General features: G+C 47.8%; 6 protein-coding genes and 2 tRNA genes. 2 read left to right on the top strand and 6 right to left on the bottom strand.

The annotated features are described in order from the left end of the window. Positions 1–485 precede the first annotated feature (485 nt). Positions 486–559: transfer RNA gene (locus tag L21SP3_RS09360), tRNA-Arg, on the bottom strand. Positions 560–698: 139 nt separating this feature from the next. Between L21SP3_RS09360 and L21SP3_RS09355 the strand changes: the two genes are divergently transcribed. Then, a tRNA-Ser gene (locus tag L21SP3_RS09355) sits at positions 699–789 on the top strand. A gap of 138 nt (positions 790–927) precedes the next feature. Here the strand turns inward: L21SP3_RS09355 and L21SP3_RS09350 are convergent. Continuing rightward, positions 928–2346, bottom strand: coding sequence for a sulfatase (locus L21SP3_RS09350; RefSeq protein WP_077540901.1), 1419 nt, complete (start codon positions 2344–2346; stop codon positions 928–930). A gap of 399 nt (positions 2347–2745) precedes the next feature. Here L21SP3_RS09350 and L21SP3_RS09340 point away from each other — a divergent pair, with 399 nt between their 5' ends. Further along, the gene (locus L21SP3_RS09340; protein WP_390612114.1) at positions 2746–3903 is read left to right on the top strand and encodes a XylR family transcriptional regulator; all 1158 of its coding nucleotides are present in this window, start codon (positions 2746–2748) and stop codon (positions 3901–3903) included. Between the two features lie 149 nt (positions 3904–4052). On the opposite strand, the gene L21SP3_RS09335 is transcribed toward L21SP3_RS09340, so the two are convergent. The 4 genes from L21SP3_RS09335 to L21SP3_RS09320 form a co-directional block, all read right to left on the bottom strand. After that, entirely contained in the window at positions 4053–6668 is a 2616-nt protein-coding gene (locus L21SP3_RS09335) for a glycoside hydrolase family 2 protein (protein ID WP_077540895.1), read from the bottom strand. A gap of 107 nt (positions 6669–6775) precedes the next feature. Further along, positions 6776–13435, bottom strand: coding sequence for a glycoside hydrolase family 97 catalytic domain-containing protein (locus L21SP3_RS09330; protein WP_077540893.1), 6660 nt, complete (start codon positions 13433–13435; stop codon positions 6776–6778). A gap of 10 nt (positions 13436–13445) precedes the next feature. Then, on the bottom strand, positions 13446–16307 hold the full coding sequence (locus L21SP3_RS09325; protein WP_077540891.1) for a hypothetical protein: 2862 nt from the start codon (positions 16305–16307) through the stop codon (positions 13446–13448). A 4-nt stretch (positions 16308–16311) separates the two neighbouring features. Continuing rightward, complete coding sequence (locus L21SP3_RS09320) at positions 16312–18057, bottom strand: sodium:solute symporter family transporter (RefSeq protein WP_118084542.1); 1746 nt, start codon at positions 18055–18057, stop codon at positions 16312–16314. Positions 18058–18081 lie beyond the last annotated feature (24 nt).

Below are 18081 nucleotides of genomic sequence, written 5' to 3'. Positions count from 1 at the left end.
TGTTGTATTGAGCGGCTGTTTCCGTATTTTTCTTAAGCAGCTCTTCTAACTCTTCGGGGGATATTCCAGCTTGAGCCCGCACTCGCCGGCTATTGCTGCGAATATTTGAAAAGCAATAATAACAAAATTCCCCTTGCATCTAAACACCTTTATGCGAATAAAAAACACCTTATTGCGATAAGGCAGAATCGATTTAAAATCAATTAAGGTACATATAGCCGGCAGATGGGAATTTTTATGCCGCATAAAAAATCTGCCCGAAATCAAAGAGCAGCAGGCCGATTTGCAAGCAACCGGAACGGGAGGAAACAGCGAATTTTCTACCCCAGCAAAAATCCACGCAGATTGTGCACCCAAAGGCGGTTTTAAGCGAACTCAAGCGAACGATGGAAGCAAATATTCAGGGAATGCTGGAAGCAGCGAAAACGCCCCTGAGAGGTCTCAAAACGGCAATTTCAAGGGGCTGAGAGGTGATAAAAACAAAATACGTCAGGAAGGATTCGAACCCTCAACCTTTGGTTCCGTAGACCAACGCTCTATCCAATTGAGCTACTGACGCACTATTTTATGCCCGATTTGCGGGGAATGAAGTAATTTACAAAAATCTTAGTAAATTTCAAGCGAATTATCTTGCATACAGCAATTAAATTTGTATATTTTTCCTCTCGCCGTCTTTTACAGGCTGCAAATCTCTATACGGAGAGGTGACCGAGTGGCTGAAGGTAGCGGTTTGCTAAACCGTCGTACGGGGTATCCCCCGTACCGCGGGTTCGAATCCCGCCCTCTCCGTTTTTTTTGCCATCACCTAACATTCGCTTAATTATTTTACAAGCTTTGTAAGCTTGGACAGAACGCCAGCGGGTATTGTATTAAATATACATTTTTTCTAATCACTTTCCGCCCGCCGCGAACTGCCTGCTGCACCGATTATATTTTCTCGGGGATCTTTGCGTTCATCTTTTCGAGCCAATTGTCCAGTTTTTGCTCGAGCTGCTTTACCTTCTCGGGCATTTTCTCTGAGAGGTCGTTTTTCTCGCTGATATCTTCTCTGAGATTGTAAAGCTCGAGGGTTGGGCCTTCATAATGCCTGATAAGCTTGTAGTCCCCGCTGCGGACAGTGCTGCACGGCCTCTCGCCTTCGCCGTGGTAATGCGGGAAATGCCAGAAAAGGTCTTCCCTTGCAAGCCTGTCTTTCTTTCCTGAGAGAAGAGGCATAAGGCTCAGGCCGTCTTTATGGAGCTGCGGGAGGAGCTGGCCGCCCGTGGCCTCGATAACCGTAGGGAATATGTCGTTCGTAATTATTGGATAGCCGCACTCAGACCCGGGCCTGGTTACCCCCGGGACCCGGAAAAGATAAGGCTCTCTGATTCCGCCTTCGTAGTAGAAGCCTTTGCCCGATCGAAGAGGGTAGTTGCTGGTTGGGCCTTTTTTATGGGCGGTGAGTCCGCCGTTGTCGGAGGTGAATATAACTATGGTATCATCCTCGAGCCCCTTATCCTTGAGAACATCGAGGATTTTTCCGCAGTTAACGTCCATGCAGTGCACCATTGCAGCGTAGGATGGGTTGTCCCAAATCTTGTTTGGCCGGGCTTCAAGCTTTTTCCTGTAATACTCTTCAAGATCCTTGCGGGGCTTTATAGGCGTATGTACGGTGTAGAAGCAGGTGAGCATATAAAACGGCTTTTCACCCTCGCAAAGCTCAGCGAGCCTCTTTGCGGATTCATCGCCAATGCGGTCGGTGAGGTATTCGCCCTTCTCGCCCTCCGGCTTGATCTTCGGGTTGTTGTACGGTGCGTAGTAGTGGTTCGGGGCGTAGGGTGCGCCTTTGCGGGTGCCGGCGAAGTTGGTATCGTAGCCCTGATTTTTGGGGTAATACTTTTCCGTTTCGCCCAGATGCCACTTGCCCAGAAATGCAGTTGAGTACCCTTTTGCCTTGAAGTAGTCTGCGATAGTAACCTCTTCAAGCTCAAGCTGCTTTTCAGTTCGGATTATTTCCATTTCCGGGTCAAATCTGTTTTTGATCTTATTTATCGGCACGCCCGGTATCCAGTCTGTTATACCGAGGCGGGCGGGGTATTTGCCTGTCTGAAGGCTCGCTCTTGTGGGCGAGCATACAGCGCAGGAGGCATAGCCCTGAGTAAAACGCATCCCCTGCCTTGCGAGCCTGTCGAGGTTGGGCGTTTCGTGGAGGGTGTTCCCATAACACCCCAGATCATGAGCGCCCAGATCATCGCATACGATAATAAGAACGTTTTTATTATTCTTCTCTGCTGCTTGCAGGAAATCAGGAAATGCAGCTGCGCCCGCCATCACTGCGGCTGTTTTAAGGAAATTTCTTCTTTGCATAAGTCGCCTCACATTTTTGAATAATTTAATCTTCAGCTTACAGGATTAAAGCAGGGAAAATAATCCCTTACATTAAGGTATGTAAGAAATTGAGAATAATTTCCCCAAAAATTCGCCGGCATTGGGTATTTGAAATTGAAAAGCAGGTGAATCTTAAAAAAAGGCGCAGGCCGGATTATCGGAATTCTCCCAGCAGTCAAGAGCCGGCTGCTGCAAAAATAATCTTGCAGATAATATTCCCTATTCTTAATGAAGCGGAAAACAGGATAACAGGATAAGCAGAAATCAGCAAACAGATTCAGCATTTTTCTGCCAAAAATTTTACTCGTATAAATTTTTTAATATAATAAAAAATCAGGCTTTATAAACAGTTTTTGATATTTGTTCACTTTCAATTTTATGCCGAATGTTAATTATGTAATTCTGCTTTTAGAAATGGCTCGAGCCCTGGACAGAGAGCTGGCAAGGGGAATCTCCAAATATGCCCGTTTTCAGAGCCGAACCCGCTGGGCATTTTACAGCGAACCGGATATTCAGCGCAGGCTGAAGATAATCCCCAAACTCAAAGACTGGAAAGCCAACGGGATTATCGCCCACAACCCCACGCCCAAAAACAAACAGCTGATTATGAAGCTGGGCATTCCCGTGATTACCCGAGGGATTAAAATAGCCGGCTACCCGCATATCAGCTCTGATCTGGAAAAAATCTCTCAGATGGCAGCAAACCATTTGCTGGAGAGGGGATACAAGAATTTCGCCTACTGCGGATTCGACTCAGCGGAGTGGTCTGTTATGCGGGGTGAATATTTTGCCAAAATGATAAAAAAGGCTTCTGCAAATATAACCATATACTCTCAGCCCAAGAGGGGTTCTTGGCTTTCTTGGGAAAAAGAGCAGCCTATTATGGCCGAATGGCTCGAATCACTGCCCAAACCTATCGCTGTTTTGGCCTGTAACGATGACCGTGCAAGGCAGGTAATTGAAGCGGGCAAATTTGCCGATATCCATGTGCCCGAAGAAGTGGCTGTGCTGGGGATCGACAACGACGAGCATGTATGCGAGCTCTCCGACCCGCCTCTTTCCAGCATTGCTCTGAACTCCGAACGTGCAGGCTTTGAGGCTGCCAAGCTGCTCGATAAGATGATGGTTGACAAAACAGAATGCGAAGATGAGATTATCGTAAAACCAACCCATATCGTTACGCGGCAATCAACGAACATTCTGGCGATAGAAGATTCTGAGGTAGCAAGCGCTATAAACTACATCAGAAACAACAGCAGAAAACTCATACAGGTTGATGATGTGGCAGAAGCAACCAGCATCTCAAGAAGAGTTTTGGAAAACCGCTTTCGTAAAATCCTGAACCGTTCCATTCTTGAAGAAATCAACCTAACACATATAAATCAAATATTGCAGATGCTGCTGGAAACAAACTTCTCAATTTCTGAGATCTCAGAAGTTATGGGGTATTCAAGCGACAAACACATTGCCAGAAGCTTCCGGAAGCATATGGGTATGTCTCCTCTGGCATACAGGAAGAAGTTCGGAAGCAGATAAAATCTCAAAGCTATAAGGCAGGTGCAGGCTGAATAAGCTTTCAGCCTGAGAACCTGCCAATGCAAATGAAATAATCACCTGAATCTGCCTCTCAGATTTAATCATCCGATAAACGTTTAGAACAGCTCTGTTTGGCCGGCTGCCCAATCCTATTTGCAAACCTCTATTTCCCGAGGCGCAGACCACTGGCTTAAGCCGTTATTGTTATCCCGTCTCAAGCGGTATCTGTATCTGCCCGCATCAAGGTTTCTTACAGCTGCGGCTCCCTTGAGCTGCAGGCCATCCATTACTGTCCTGCTGTTGTCCTGCAAATTCGTTACTTCGAGAGTGAAGGTTTTATCATCTTCAGTAACACCGTAACCCACCATAAATCCGTTTGGGATACTAACTGCTTTCCAGATTACAGGCGGGAGCAGAGGCCCAGATGCCCTAACCATTCTTTCCTTAGAGCCCTCGCTGCTTCCAGCTGCATTTATGCTCTTCACTGCTGCGCTGAAGGTTTTGCCTTCTTTCAGCTGCGTAAAATCGCAAAACCAGCTTGTCGGATTTTTAGTTTTTGCATTTCCCTGCTGGTCGATAAGCATAACTTCATAACTCTCCGCTCCCGGGACGGGGGTAAATTCAACCCGAACCTTGCCCTTGGCCCCGAATACATTTGCAATCTCCGGAGCTTCAGGCGGATTTACCGAATGCACTGCTTCAAACACGGTATGCCCTGTTGCGGTTTTCAGAGCAGCGTTAATACTGAGCATATCTTCAAGAGAACCTATCGAATCGACAGTGAAGGTTAGGGTTTTAGACCCGGGCTTTATCTCAGGCAGCTCGATCCTGCCATCTTTCGCCTTTGAACCGTCCATCTCACGCTTCGACCAATGCAGTTTGTAATCGTGAAGAGTGAAAGACGGGATATCAACTTTATCTCGGGGCTCAAGCGTGATAACTGCCTTGCCTGAATTGCCGCTAGGGCGGATTTCGAGCTTATCAACCGGCGAATGCTGGGGTTTAATCTGTTCAAGAGCGCGTTTTGGCTGCCGCCAAACATTATAAAACCCCCATGCCCTGTTTTGAGAAACGGGCGTTCCCCGATATCGGCTGCGGTAATCATTGAACGACCACCACGACCAGCCGGCCACATAATCGTGTTTATTGCGAAAGTCTTCCATAAAAGGGAAGAGCTTGTCTTTCAGGACTGAATCGTTTAAGTTCAAACCAATCTGCCCCTTTCCAAACTCGGAAACAAGCACAGGCTTATCCGGCCATTTCCTGTGCACCTCGGCGACCTGCTCGGAAGCATTTCCATAGCAGTTTACATTGATCACATCGCATATTGAGGCAGGGTCGTTTTCCCGCGTGGCGATATCACGGAACACGCTGTTGCTCACATAAGTAAGCAGTCGTGTGGAATCGAGCTCATCACGGATATAATCCAGCATCGAACGAACGTAGGCAAATTGATGAGAAGCAAAACGCTTCTCCCATCTGCCGTCAACAACTATTCCCAGCTCGTTTGCCACGCTCCATCCGATGATGGAGGGGTGATTGTAATCACGATAAATCATTTCCCTCAGCCAAGCACGTGTAATCGGATTATCCTCGTAAACCTGAGGGTCTTCAGAACCCCATACAGGGATTTCTTCGATAATAAGCATTCCGATCTGGTCGAGGTAATCCAGCATATTCTCTGATATGGGCACATGGGAGAGTCTGGCCAGAACGCATCCGTTGGATTTGAGAAGATCGGCTTCTTTTTTAACAAACTCATCCGGCTCTGTACTGCCCCAAGTCCTGTGGTCGCAGATGCGGTTAAAACCGTTTGCCCGGATGTGCTCGCCGTTGAGCAGAATTTTTGTGCCTTTGGTTTCTATTTTTCGCACGCCGAAACGGTCTGTGGCGGTATGGCAGATTTTGTTTTTATCTGCAATTTCCGATTCGCAGATGTAAAGATAAGGCGTATCGAAATGCCAGAGTTTGAAATTTTCGCCTGAGAGCTTAAATTTGAGGGTTTCTGTTTTTGTTTGATAAGCTTTCAATTCAAAGGTTTTCGTTTTGACGGCAGTTTTAGAAGACTCCCATTTCAAAACAGCGGTTTGGTCTGATCTTATACTGGAAGAGATTTTAACCTGCTTATCCTTTAATCCTTCGTTGGTAACTGTGATGCTTACATCAGCCTCAGCGGTATTACTGTCGAGGTCAATATCGGTTTGGATCTGCTGCCTTTTAATCCTCACAGGATTATTGCGTATCAGCGTTACATCCCTGCTGATTCCGCCCCAGTTCCACCATGCACCGCGGTTATAGGTATTGTCTGCTATTACCGCAAGCACATTGTCTTTCTCTGTCTCGAGGATGTTTCCTACAGGGAAATCAAAGGGGGTGTAGCCGCCGGTATGCCTGCCGATGCAGCGTCCGTTGAGATATACAGACGCTTTCTGATAAACAGCTCCAAACTTCAGCCTTACATTAGCATTGCTCCAGCCCTCGGGGGTTTTGAAGCTTCGCCTGTACACAGCCTGACCGACATACTGAGCATAGTCATTGTATGTATCCCAGCTGCCGGGGACGGAGAGTTTGTCCCAGCTGCCTGCATCGAATTCGGGCTTATGCCATTTTTCCGATTCGGCAGATTTTTCAGGGTCTGTCTTAAAATGCCATTCGCCGTTGAGAGAGAGTTCCGCCTGCCCAGTATCTGCAAAACCTGCAAGGCAGATGCCTGCTGTTTGACAGAGAAAAAGCATAAGAATTGCTGTTTTGGTAAATCGTTTCATTATAGCCTCTCTTATAATTATTCATTTAGATTTTTACAAAGTTAAATTCACTCAGTCTGAGCCTTTCTGCTACTTTTCAGACCGCCCTGTCTATCACGTCCTGTGCATTAATAAATCTTATTGTTTTCAAATGCAATACTGCTGGTTGAATCATCATCGATTTTCCAAGGCTGGCCTATATCCTGAAAGGTGTTTCCCTGAATCAGAACATCCTCCGCTCCGCTGATATCAATGCCGATTTCTGCCTGTTCAAAGCTGCTGTCAATGATTTGAATGTTGTTCATATAGCAAAGGGATGTGCCTCCGGTTTGAATCCCTATAAGCCCTTTTGCATTCTGACGGTCAACCCAGCCGCTGTCTGAGAAGGCTGAATTTCTTATTGTTACATTCTTGGTAAATGTGCCTTCACCCTCATTCACGTTTGCACCCAGCACAAGCGCAGGGTACATAATATTATCATAGCTGCACCCTTCAAAAACCGCCCCGTCGTTTCGTATTATCCCTGCGCTTCCGGCAATCTTGGCAAAATCGCAGTTTTTCAGCTTGTAGGAATCGATGTTCCACGAATATATCGAAGCTATTGTGCCTTCATTTACAAATGACGGAATGTCCTGACTGAATGAGACGGTAAATTCGGGGCTTCCGTCTTCAAGACGCTGAAGGCTGGAGGTTTGAACCGTCAGTTCATACGGGTTGGAATTATCCCACAAGATTACTTTTGTGCCCTGATGTATAGGGTATGCAGAGCTGAATTTCTTAGTCATTTTCACGGTTTGAGCATCCAGCTTTTCGGTTACCCAGCAGAAAGACCCGTGTACATTCTGACCGTCCCATCGCACGCCTTCGCAGTACATATCTTCAATCAAAACTTCGCCTCTGCAGGCGTAGAGTTTCCAGCCGTCTCGCGGGCCGACCGGCAGCTGACCGCCTTCGGCTCTTATCTGAACGTCTTTAGCATAGATGTCCTCGCAATTGCTGGAGATCATAGCAAATCCTGCGGCATTTAATGTTTTTACATTCTCTACGTATAAATCATCGCATTGAATAAACTTCAGCTGAAGTCCTCGCCAGCCGAAATGCCATGAGATGCCCTCGCCCGCTTCAATCTTGTCTGTGAAATAATCGCTTTCAAGCCGAACCCTTCTGCCGCTGCCGCCGTGAACTTTTCTCCAAATCAGCTCATCTTTGTTCTTGTCAACATCCCCGCCGTAAGTGAGGCTCTCAACATGCTTGAGCCTGCCGGTTTCCAAGTCCCACGCATTCGCGCAGTAACAAAGGGTATTGTCGATATAGGGCAGGCCTTCAAATATCTCCACTGTTACAGAATCGCCGGTTTTCTCTACCACCTGCCCCGAGGTGCAGTATTGAGGGCTGTTGTCGAAAATTAAATTGCGAAACTGAAGACCGTCGCAGCCCTCAAAATGGATAATCGCCGTAGGATACCAGTCATTTGAAAATTCGTAATGACGCACGATTTTTGCTGCCGGGCTGCCGTCCGGATTAACTGCGCCTTCAAAAATCAGCCCGGGAAGATCCATCGCAAACAAATTCGCATGCCCTTTGCCCGGTCTGGATTCTTTGGAGCGAAAGTCGTACTGGCCGGGCTGAAAAACAATCCTGCGGATATTATTCTCACGTGCATAGCTCAGAGCCGAGCGAAGAGCCTGCGCATCATCCTGACTGTCATCAGGATACGCCCCGAACTGCTGAACTGAAATGGAATCCGGCCTTTCAAACATAATCTCGCTCAATCCTGCGTATCTGTCACCATTATGATTGCTGTTTATATCAAAATAAATCCAGCGGGCATTTGCATTTAGCGGAAATTCAATAACAGCAGGATTATCATAATCATCCTCGCCGCTGGCTTTGGGGAACTGCTGAGAGCCGGCTGGTGCAAGAATATTCCATGCCGAAGGATTTTCGGCAGGGCTGCCCGGGTCTGAGGGTGAGTCTGAATAATAAATATCTGCCTGCTTAACGCCCCTTTCGGTATAGCCGGCCATATTGAAATTCCAAACCTTCATTTCGAAAAGATGGAGGTCAAAATGATTATTCAGATCGATCTTGAACCAGCCTGTCTGCTGGTCGGTCATCCACATATTTTCATTCACCTGATTGGTATGCCCGCTTTCTGTTAAGCCTGCCCCGTTTACGGCATATATCGGCTCGCGTTCTCCGTATTGAGAAACTCCCGAGGCAAAGGCTTCAAGAGAATCAGGAGCAATCTTTTCCGGGGCGTCCTGCCAGGTATCAAACTCCCATACAAAGCCTTTCCATACCTGCTCGCCGTCTGTCTGGTCTATGCGCCAGTAGTAAGTGGTGTTGGCAGATAGAGAGCCCGGATCGAAAATCGGCTGATCTGAGCAGCCCGCATATTCAGGCGATTGAGTATCTGCGTTAAGCACCGCATCCCTGCTGGTTCCGAAATAAATATGGTGTCCGCCGGTTTGAGCAGTCTGCATCCCGGATTCCCAGCCAAGCTTCACCTCAGTGCTGATTCCAGCGGCATTATCCTCAGGGTATGGGTTGAAGGCCTCGTTAGACCTTTCATAAACTCGAACGTAATCGATATCCATGGAAGTTCCGTCTAACTCGTCTGTTACTTCGCCTGCCCACTGAACAACTGCTGTACTGAACCGGACTGCAACAGGCTTGTCAAGACTGATGTCCTTAGTCTCATAATTCCAGCGCCGAACTTCCGTGCCGTCAAAATACCAAATCAGCTCTTCAGGCGTCCATTCGAGGGCGCGAGTATGATACTCCTCGCTGAGCGGGAGACCAGTTTCCAGCAAATGTCCTTCGCCCCAATGGGTTCCCGCCCAGTTATGAACGTTGGTATGCATCTGATCGGGATAATGGCCTTCATCAATATCAATCTCAAAATCGCCCGTTTCAATCATCCAGAAAGCATTATTAAGCCCTGTTGAATCTGCAATCTTATACCTCGCCTCCCAGTAGCCGTATTTCTGCTTGAAAATGCGCGACCAGATGTGGCCTGATGTCCACTCTTTCCCGCCGCGTTGCTCTTTTTTGGTAAGCAATCGCAAATTGCCGTTTTCAACAACTGCATTCTCCGGCCAACGGCTCGAATCGATATGCCCGGGCGAACCGCTTTCGCTCTCCCACTTCTGCCAGTCTAAATCTGCGCCGTTGAATTCATCGTGAAATGTAAGCTTCCATCCCGGCTTCTCGGTATCCACATAGATTTCAGTGTCAAACTCCCAGAGATCCCCTTTGCGAATCTCAGCGGGAGTAACCGCATCAACGCGCCAATAGTATCGTTCTCCGTAATCGAGGCTGCCCGGGCTGAAAGTGTTTTCTGTTTGACTGCCCTTGAAAGAAGAAGGGCCAAACCTTTTCCAGTTATTTGATAAAATCGCTGCATCAAGAAGATTAACGCTCTGGTCTTCATTTAGATCGGCAGGCTTGGATGTATTTATAAACCGCAGGCGGTCTAACCCCATCAAGCCCCCCTGAAGCTCCAAGCGAAGCACCCCTGCACCGCTTTGAGCAATTTCAACGTTTTCAACGGTTACCATCTGCCACTCATCCCAGCCGCCTGTATCGGGCAGGTTAATCTCGGCAAGCTCTGAATCATTCAGTTTCAGGGTGATGCTTCTGCCGGCATAAGCGCATGCAGCACGCACTGAAATATCATATACACCTGCCCTGCTTTCAACAGTATATTCCAACCATTCAGACGCTGAGCCCATAACAGCATACTGGTTTTCAAGTTCTGAGATTTTTGCAATATCCACATCGTCCGAGCGGTACTGCCCGTAGCTGTTTCCGGTGCTGGTATCATAATACCCGACACCCGCTCCTCCTTCATCGTAGTCCTCTATCTCAATTTGACTGCAAAGCTCTGCAGGGCTTCCGTTATAGGGCAGCTGAGATGCCTGAGAATAACTCAAAGCAGGAACATATTTTGTATTCAAAACTATCTGCTGATAATCACTGCCAAGAAGCCACTGACTCATAAAAAACGCCAGATCATCGAGATCCACCGTTCTGTTTCCATCAAAATCCGCCGGCAATCGAGAAGCGTTCAATACCTGCTGATAATCAGTGCCGAAATATATATCTTGAGAAACTGCATCTTCTGCAGGAACCCAGCTTAACACGGGGTTCAAAGAAACCTCTTTTGTCCCGTGGCCGGGATACGGGGCATGAGCGAGAAAGGGATCAAAAGGTTCTGCTGTAACTGTGGTTTTCCCGAGATTGCGCAAGCCGTAATCTATCTGCAGAGTGCTGCGTCCGCTGTAGGCGGTGATTCCTCCGCGGTGGGTAAATTGTTTTACCGTTTGAATACGGTTTCCCGGAAGAACAAGCGTTCCGCCTGCGATGTCAATCAAAGACTGCTGATTCAGATCGGGATTGTTTCGCATATAAAGGTTTTCAACTTCAAGCGTTCCGCCGTTCAAGTAAATTCGCCCGCTGCTGCCGGTGCTGTATGGGATGAAAAGATTCTCTGCTGTGATCTTTCCCTCGTTGAGATGAATTGTCCCGTCGGTATTTCTCACCCCGACACGAAGCTGGCCGCTCCCCGCGCCTGTCCCTGCGTTGAGGCTCCCGCCGTTGATAATCAGAACACCCTCAACATCCGGGTTATTGTAATCGCCGAGATTGATAATGCCTTCAACGGAAAGCCCGCCTCCAGGATTTATAGTAAGCTTGGCCTGTCCTGAGCCTGCAGAGCCAATCTTCAGATTCTTAATTTCCTGCACAACAGAATTGATTTGAGGATAATCCGCCGGCGCCGCCATACTCCCGCCGATTATCTTGATCCAGCTGTTCGCTGTAGAGGGGGCAGAGCCAGTGCTCCAGTTTGAAGCCTCGGACCATTTATGGTCTTGTGAATTATCTTCCCATGTATTTGCTGAGATCCAATTTTTGGTAAGAACAAGGACAAACCCGCCAGCCTCATTGATTGGAATGTTTATTGAATCATTTTTTGCAACCTCAGATATATCGATTTGTGTTTCTGTCTGAGAGCCGGGCGTATCGCGTAAAAGCTTTGCAGACCAGCTTCCATTTGAAAGAAACGACAGATCGCAGCTGTAATCTCTCTGCCCAGCGCCGTTGATACCTCCAACAAACCACCTGTGGTCTTTTCGGCGAGCCAAAACAGCAAGCTCGCCAATTGAGCTGCCGTCTAAAACTATTGTCTCATCCCAAACTGTCGGAATATCTTTAAGAATATCAGTAACAGGGGCATTCTCCGCTGCCAGAAGCTTTGCAGGGTCTTCGGCAATCACCTGCAGGGGCGAAGTGAAACAGACCACGCCGGCAAGCTGATGAGCAACAGTAGTATTCCCGAGTTTATCGGCAGTTAGAGTGAAAGGTGTATAATCGGCATGCCCCAAAACAAACCGTGTGAATGGCAGCGCTGCATTATGGCCGGCAGGCAGGGGTTTGCCCATTTTGTTAAGCTCGAGCCCGCGAATGCCTTCACGCGTGAGCTCGTTAGGGTAAGTCCTGCTCTGGCCTGCCGCCTTGCTGCATCCGTGGAAATTCACAACGAGCTGCCTTTCAGCAGCGAGCTTCAGGGCGGCAATTTCAAAATCGATCTTATCTTTGGATTCAGCATTGATATAATCAATCTTCACGCCCTCGGCGCCGGCATCGCTGATGTTATCCAAGAAGCCGGCCATCTGCGTCCAGCTGCTTGCAGGTGAGTCTATCTCTCCTGAATGCTTCCATACAATTACGCGCACATCCTTCTGCTCGGCATAATCGCATATATCAGCAAGCTCAGTCCATTTCTCCGGCCAGCTTTCCCAGCCTGCATCGATAATTGTATATTCAAAACCGAGCTGCTCAGCGAAGTCAATCATTTGTTTTTCCTGCTCGGGAGTGCCAGTGTCTTTGCTCCACCAGCGCCAAACGCTTCGTCCGGGCTGAATGTAATCAGTACTAGAATACAAAGGCAGCTCAGGCTCAGAAGAGAGATTGCATGGAATCGCTGTGTTTACAAGCTCATTCAAATCATTCGCAAAAAGCACAACACGCCAGGGCGAAGTAATATCTCCGTCAATACTAAAGCCGGACACACCTTCTGTGAAATTGGCCTGAAATGTATTATTCCCAACAGCCTCATACCGCATCCCCGAATAATTCATCATCCCCGCCTCGGTTAATCCGGCATAGCCGCCAGAGGGAAGCTCAAAAAGAAGCAATGCGCCCTGAACAGGGCCTTCGGGAGAGATTTCAGGCATCTGTGAAATATCAGCCTTCATCCATTCACCTGCGTAGGTCTTGAGTTTCCAGTGGCTGTCTCTCTCGAAAAACCACACATCACTCTCAGCGGGCATTTTAAACGAAGTGGTCTCTTTGTTCACTGTGCGAACCGAGGAAGAGGGGATTATATATCTGAATGCGAAACCGTCATCATACGCCCGCGCCTCTACAATCCATCTTTGGCCTGATGTTTGATTGTCCAAGGGGATTTTAATACCGCTGCAGAAATTATGAGCAACGGATTTGCCGCCCCGGAAAGGATACGCCTGATCGATTGAATAGGTTTCGATCTGTTCTGCCTTTAGGGTGTTTTGCCCGGAATAATCAATCCCGTCAATCTCAATACCCATATCAGAATTTTCAACTGCTGTTATGCCGTTGAATTCGGCAGAATAGTATAAGCCGCTTTCCCCGACCCCTATCTCAGCAGAAACAGCCCCCGAAGGGCCCGATATATTCACCGCACCGAAGCAGTTTACAGCAGCAGCAATGATAACCACAATTAGACAAACTGAAAAACGCATAAAAACACCTTTACTTCTGCAATAAATATTCCTTTGAAATTACCTTTTCACCGTCCTGCCCGCTGCCTTCAATAACGAAGCTGAAGCTGCTGAGAGCCGAATCAATCGGGACAGTGAACTCCCATGGGAAAGAATCGTCTTGGATTCTGTTTTTGCCCGAGCCGTCATCATAAATCATATCGACATTACGGAAATCTTCCTTGCTGTCTTTGAGATAGACATATACAGTTTTCGCTGCTTTCCCGAGATTGAGAACCGCAGCCCTGCCTGCAGGACTGTCAAATTCGACAAACCCTTTATCCCAAGCATCCTCAGCGGTTACCCCCATCACCTTATGCTGAAAACGTGTTTGGATTTCAGCGCCTTCTATCGCAACTGCCGTGAGCCCTCTGGGAGGAATTTTAATATCGAAATCCCCGGAAGAGATCTCCTTAGAGGCTTTCCCGCCTGCACTCAGCAGCCGGACTTTGCAGCTGTCTAATGAAACAAGCTCCTGATTCAGCGATACCCTGCCTTCTGCCTGCTTATCCGATTCGTTCAGAAAAGCCAAATACAGGGCATTATCCCCTCTAGCCGAGATATAGTTAATCTCAACATTATCAACGTCCAGCAGTCCGCTCGGCATCCACAGCACAGCGTCCTGATAATCATAGAAACGTCCCTTCTGAGTGCCGTAAAACTTATTCTGAAGGTAGGCATAGCCTTCTATAAAGTGAGATGGGAAATCGATCTGTTTATCCGAACGAGCCATAGTCTCTGTAACCAGATAATCCAGAAGCATCGACATCATAGGCCAGATGTGATTGTAATGAAAGGAATTCACGCTGAGCTCCTTGTGCTCGCGCAGAGGATAATCGGGCTTTTCATAGGCAGTGGTTCTTGCCGTATTGATGTGGTATCCCGGGAAGCTGCAGTATCGCCCGACAATCGCAGAACGCCCCACTTCCCTGAGGAATGAATCGTCTGTGTAATAGCCGATACGAATCAGCCAAGGGGCATAATTGGCCATAAAAATCGCACGATGGCCTGTGCAGGTACCTGTGGACTCCGGGGTAAGACCGATGGAGGAGAGCCGCCAGGCCGGGACTTTTTCTTCGGGAATATACATCTGCTTATGGCCTTTGCTCTTTAAGTACCAGTACAGCGGGGCCTTGCCCCCCTCGTTCACGAGAATATCTCTCTCGGGGATTTTTGGACTCATCCAAGTAAACTGGGTAAACCTTCTTGCCCCTTCATGCGCAGCCTCCAGATACCTTTGTTCTTTAGTAACCTCATACAGCTCAAGCAATTGAATAAACTTCGGGGTGAAGGCTGTCCAAAAGAAAAATGCACCTGCCTGAGGGTCGTCAAAAGCAGTCTGGGGCTTTTCAACCCTTTGCTTTATATATTCATCCGCTCTGCTTTTTGCAAAATCGAGATATTTTCTGTCTTTCACTGCCTCGTACAGGAAAAGTGCATTCTCCCAGCTTTTTCCAGACTGCTGAACATCCAGATTTCGAACTCGGCTGCGGTGAAATTCCTGAACAGCAAGCTCCTTGAACGCCGGCGTTGCCTCTTCGAAAATGCCGAACAATGAACTAAGCTCAGAAATCGGGGCGCAGGGGCCTTCAAGTGTGTATGAAGGCCTTTGAATTTTCTGCTTTTCGTTTGTGGTAAACAGGAATTTCTTTCGAGACAGCATATACTCTATATAAGGATATGCCCTGCGTTTGAAAATTTCTTCATTATCTGCAGCAATAGCCAGCTCAAGCGGATTCAGGGAAGAAACGTTTTTCACCGTTCCGGGCGCATCGGTAGCATAGCTGCAGCCCTTCTGGTCTTCCAGAAAACGGCTCCAGCGGCTCATACCGTAATCAATCATATTTTCCAGCGTCTGATTCAAAGTACAGATTGAATTTTTCCTGTAGTTATCAAAGCCGTAAAGCCTGCGGGCTATATATTCAAATGCTTCGGTTGTTCTGCCTTTAACAGCAGTAGGGCGGAGCGAGAATGAAAAGCTCTGCCCGGCCTTCATCTTGGAATTAATACCGCCAAGCACCGGCGCAAAAACCATCGGCTCAGCGAGCCCCTCTTTATTCCGCACGGCAACCCCGAACCGCGAATTATCAAACACGGGAAGCTCTTCAAACGGATATTCCTCCGGGTCAACAACCATCCCGAAAGTACTGCCGTTTTTAGTTATCAGAGCTGAGGGGATTGTGCAGCGATACGCCATTGTCATAAAGGGCTTATTTGGGAAGCGCTTTTCCTGCCAGAGCAGCGGCTGCCAAATCTCATCAAGCTCTTCCAGCTGGTATTCCGGTGAGCCCGCATATCCTACAGAGTAATAGCCGTCCTTTTTCGGCGTAAAGCTATATTCCAAAGCCGGCGGGGCATCACCCTCTGTGATTTTAAGCCTCGCGCGAAGAGTAAACAAGGGGTGCTCGGGGAAAACGTATATAATCGAAGAGCCCCTGTGCACCATCCGTTCAGCCGAAACGGACACCTGCGGAGCGGCATAAAAGAGATTTGCGGTACGGCTGTCCCTTGAGCCCTCAAGTATGCTCGGATCGAATCCGTCGCCTACAGCCAAATAATCACTCTGGCTTGAATCCAGCCCGGCACCTGATTCAAGGCTCTTATTCTCCCATGTAACTACATTGTACTTCACATTCGGCACTTCACCCGGACGCGAGGCAGGTCTTGGATTTTTATCTGTAAAGAGCACGCAAAACCGCATCTCTAAATCCCATACGCCGGCATCTTTATGCCTCAGTTCGACCCTGCTCTGATCGAGCGTTTGGACAGTATAAGCATCATTTTTCAGCTCAGCGGAGAATGCCGCACCGCATAGAGATGCAAGCAGTATTATCTTCAGACCAGTCTTGTTCATATAATCATCCTATCTTTCCCTTTTTGCTCATTCTTGAAATACCGATAACTATAAAACCGGAAATTGCAAACAATGTTAATGCGAATGTTAGAATCACACCGGAAGATTCTTTGCCGAAAAAGCTCAACACCAGCATAAGCAGACCGCATACAGCAAGACTCCATGCCACAATAATCGCAGGAAGGCTGCTTGCCTTCACAGCGCCGCTTCTTTTCAGTTTATCCTCTTCAGCCTCCAGAGCCTGAATCTTATCATACCCTTCAGACCTTTTCCTTGAAAACATCTGTATTACTGCAAGAGTTATAACAGGCAGCAGAACGCCTGTAAATGTCTTTGTTTCAGTGGAATGAGAGCCCACCCAGCTGCTTAATCCGGATAACGGCTCAAACCCGCTGAGAAAGCCCTCCGGGCTAAGACCGAAACGAACAATGCATCCTGAAATGAAACCTGTCGAAGCTGTGATCCAAACTGCGAAGGAGTTAATCTTTTTGCTGAAGAGTCCCCAAAGGGTTGGTGCGAGCAGAGCTACAACCATTAATTCAGTAATGGATATAATAACCTTCTCCGCACCGCCCAAATACGGGATTGAGATTGCAATCCCCACAAGGACTGCCCCGAGCAGTATTGTAAAATAACGCCCCGCCCAGACCATCTGAGAATCGCTCAATTTTCCGCCTCGCAGTGGGCGGTATATATCGTTCGTCAACACTCCGGAGAAAACATTCAGCTGCGAGCTGACCATACTGGCCGTGGCGGAGAACATAGCGGCAACCATCAGCCCCACCATCCCGACCGGCAAAACAGATTTGCAGGAAAGGATGTACGCATTTTCCGAGAGAACTCGAATTTCCTGCTCTGTAGCGCCTTCAGGAATCGGCGACTGCACCCTCCAGAGCATTGGAGGCAGAAGCCAGAGCAAGGGGCTTACCAAATATAAAATACCGAACAGATACGAGCTTTTCTTGGCCTCTTTCGCCGAGGGAACACATATAAAACGCTGCACAAATGCCCACTCAGCACCAATCATAAAGAAATGAATTACGCACCAGCCTGCAAGGAAGAACCACGTATAACTGCCTCCCACAGGCAGGAAAAAGTTCTCAGGAGCCTTGTTTATAAATTCTCCTACCCCGCCTACCTTCATAAAGGCCAGCGGAACAACAAATAATACTGCAAGATTCAGCAGGATAAACTGAAGAGTATCAGTCATAAGAACTGCCCAGAGGCCGCCAAACATCGTATAAAGTACTACAATCCCGCCGAATATAATAATAGCAATATTCAGAGCTGAAAGGCTGTAGTCTCCATTGGTCAGAAGAGCGGTAAAAATTGTTCCCAGCGCATAAAGCGAACCGGCAGTTCCAACCATACGGAAGGTCATCATAAACCATGTATAAAAATGAAGCGCTTTATTCCCGTACCTGAGCTGAATGAACTCTGCAGGGCTTTTTATTCCAATCTTTTTCCATTTACCTGCAACGAAATACCCAACCAGCAGCGCAGCAACCCCGTACATCAAATTAATGGCAACAGCTGCCATACCGTACTTATATGCAATTCCGCCCCACACTACAAACGTATTTGCGGAGAACATCGTCATAAACCCGCTCAGCCCGCTTGTCCACCAAGGGGACTGCCCGCCTGCGGCAAACATATCAGCAGAGCTCTTATTCTTGCGGGTAAAAAGCATACCAACAAACAAGATTCCTAAAAGGTAAAAGCCGAGTACTATGTAATCCAATCCGTTCAATTTGCAGTCCTTTCTTTTTTGAAC

The organism is Sedimentisphaera cyanobacteriorum, assembly GCF_001997385.1.
Lineage (GTDB): Bacteria > Planctomycetota > Phycisphaerae > Sedimentisphaerales > Sedimentisphaeraceae > Sedimentisphaera > Sedimentisphaera cyanobacteriorum.
Note: the sequence above shows the minus strand (reverse complement) of the source record. Positions and strands in the feature narration are given on the sequence as shown.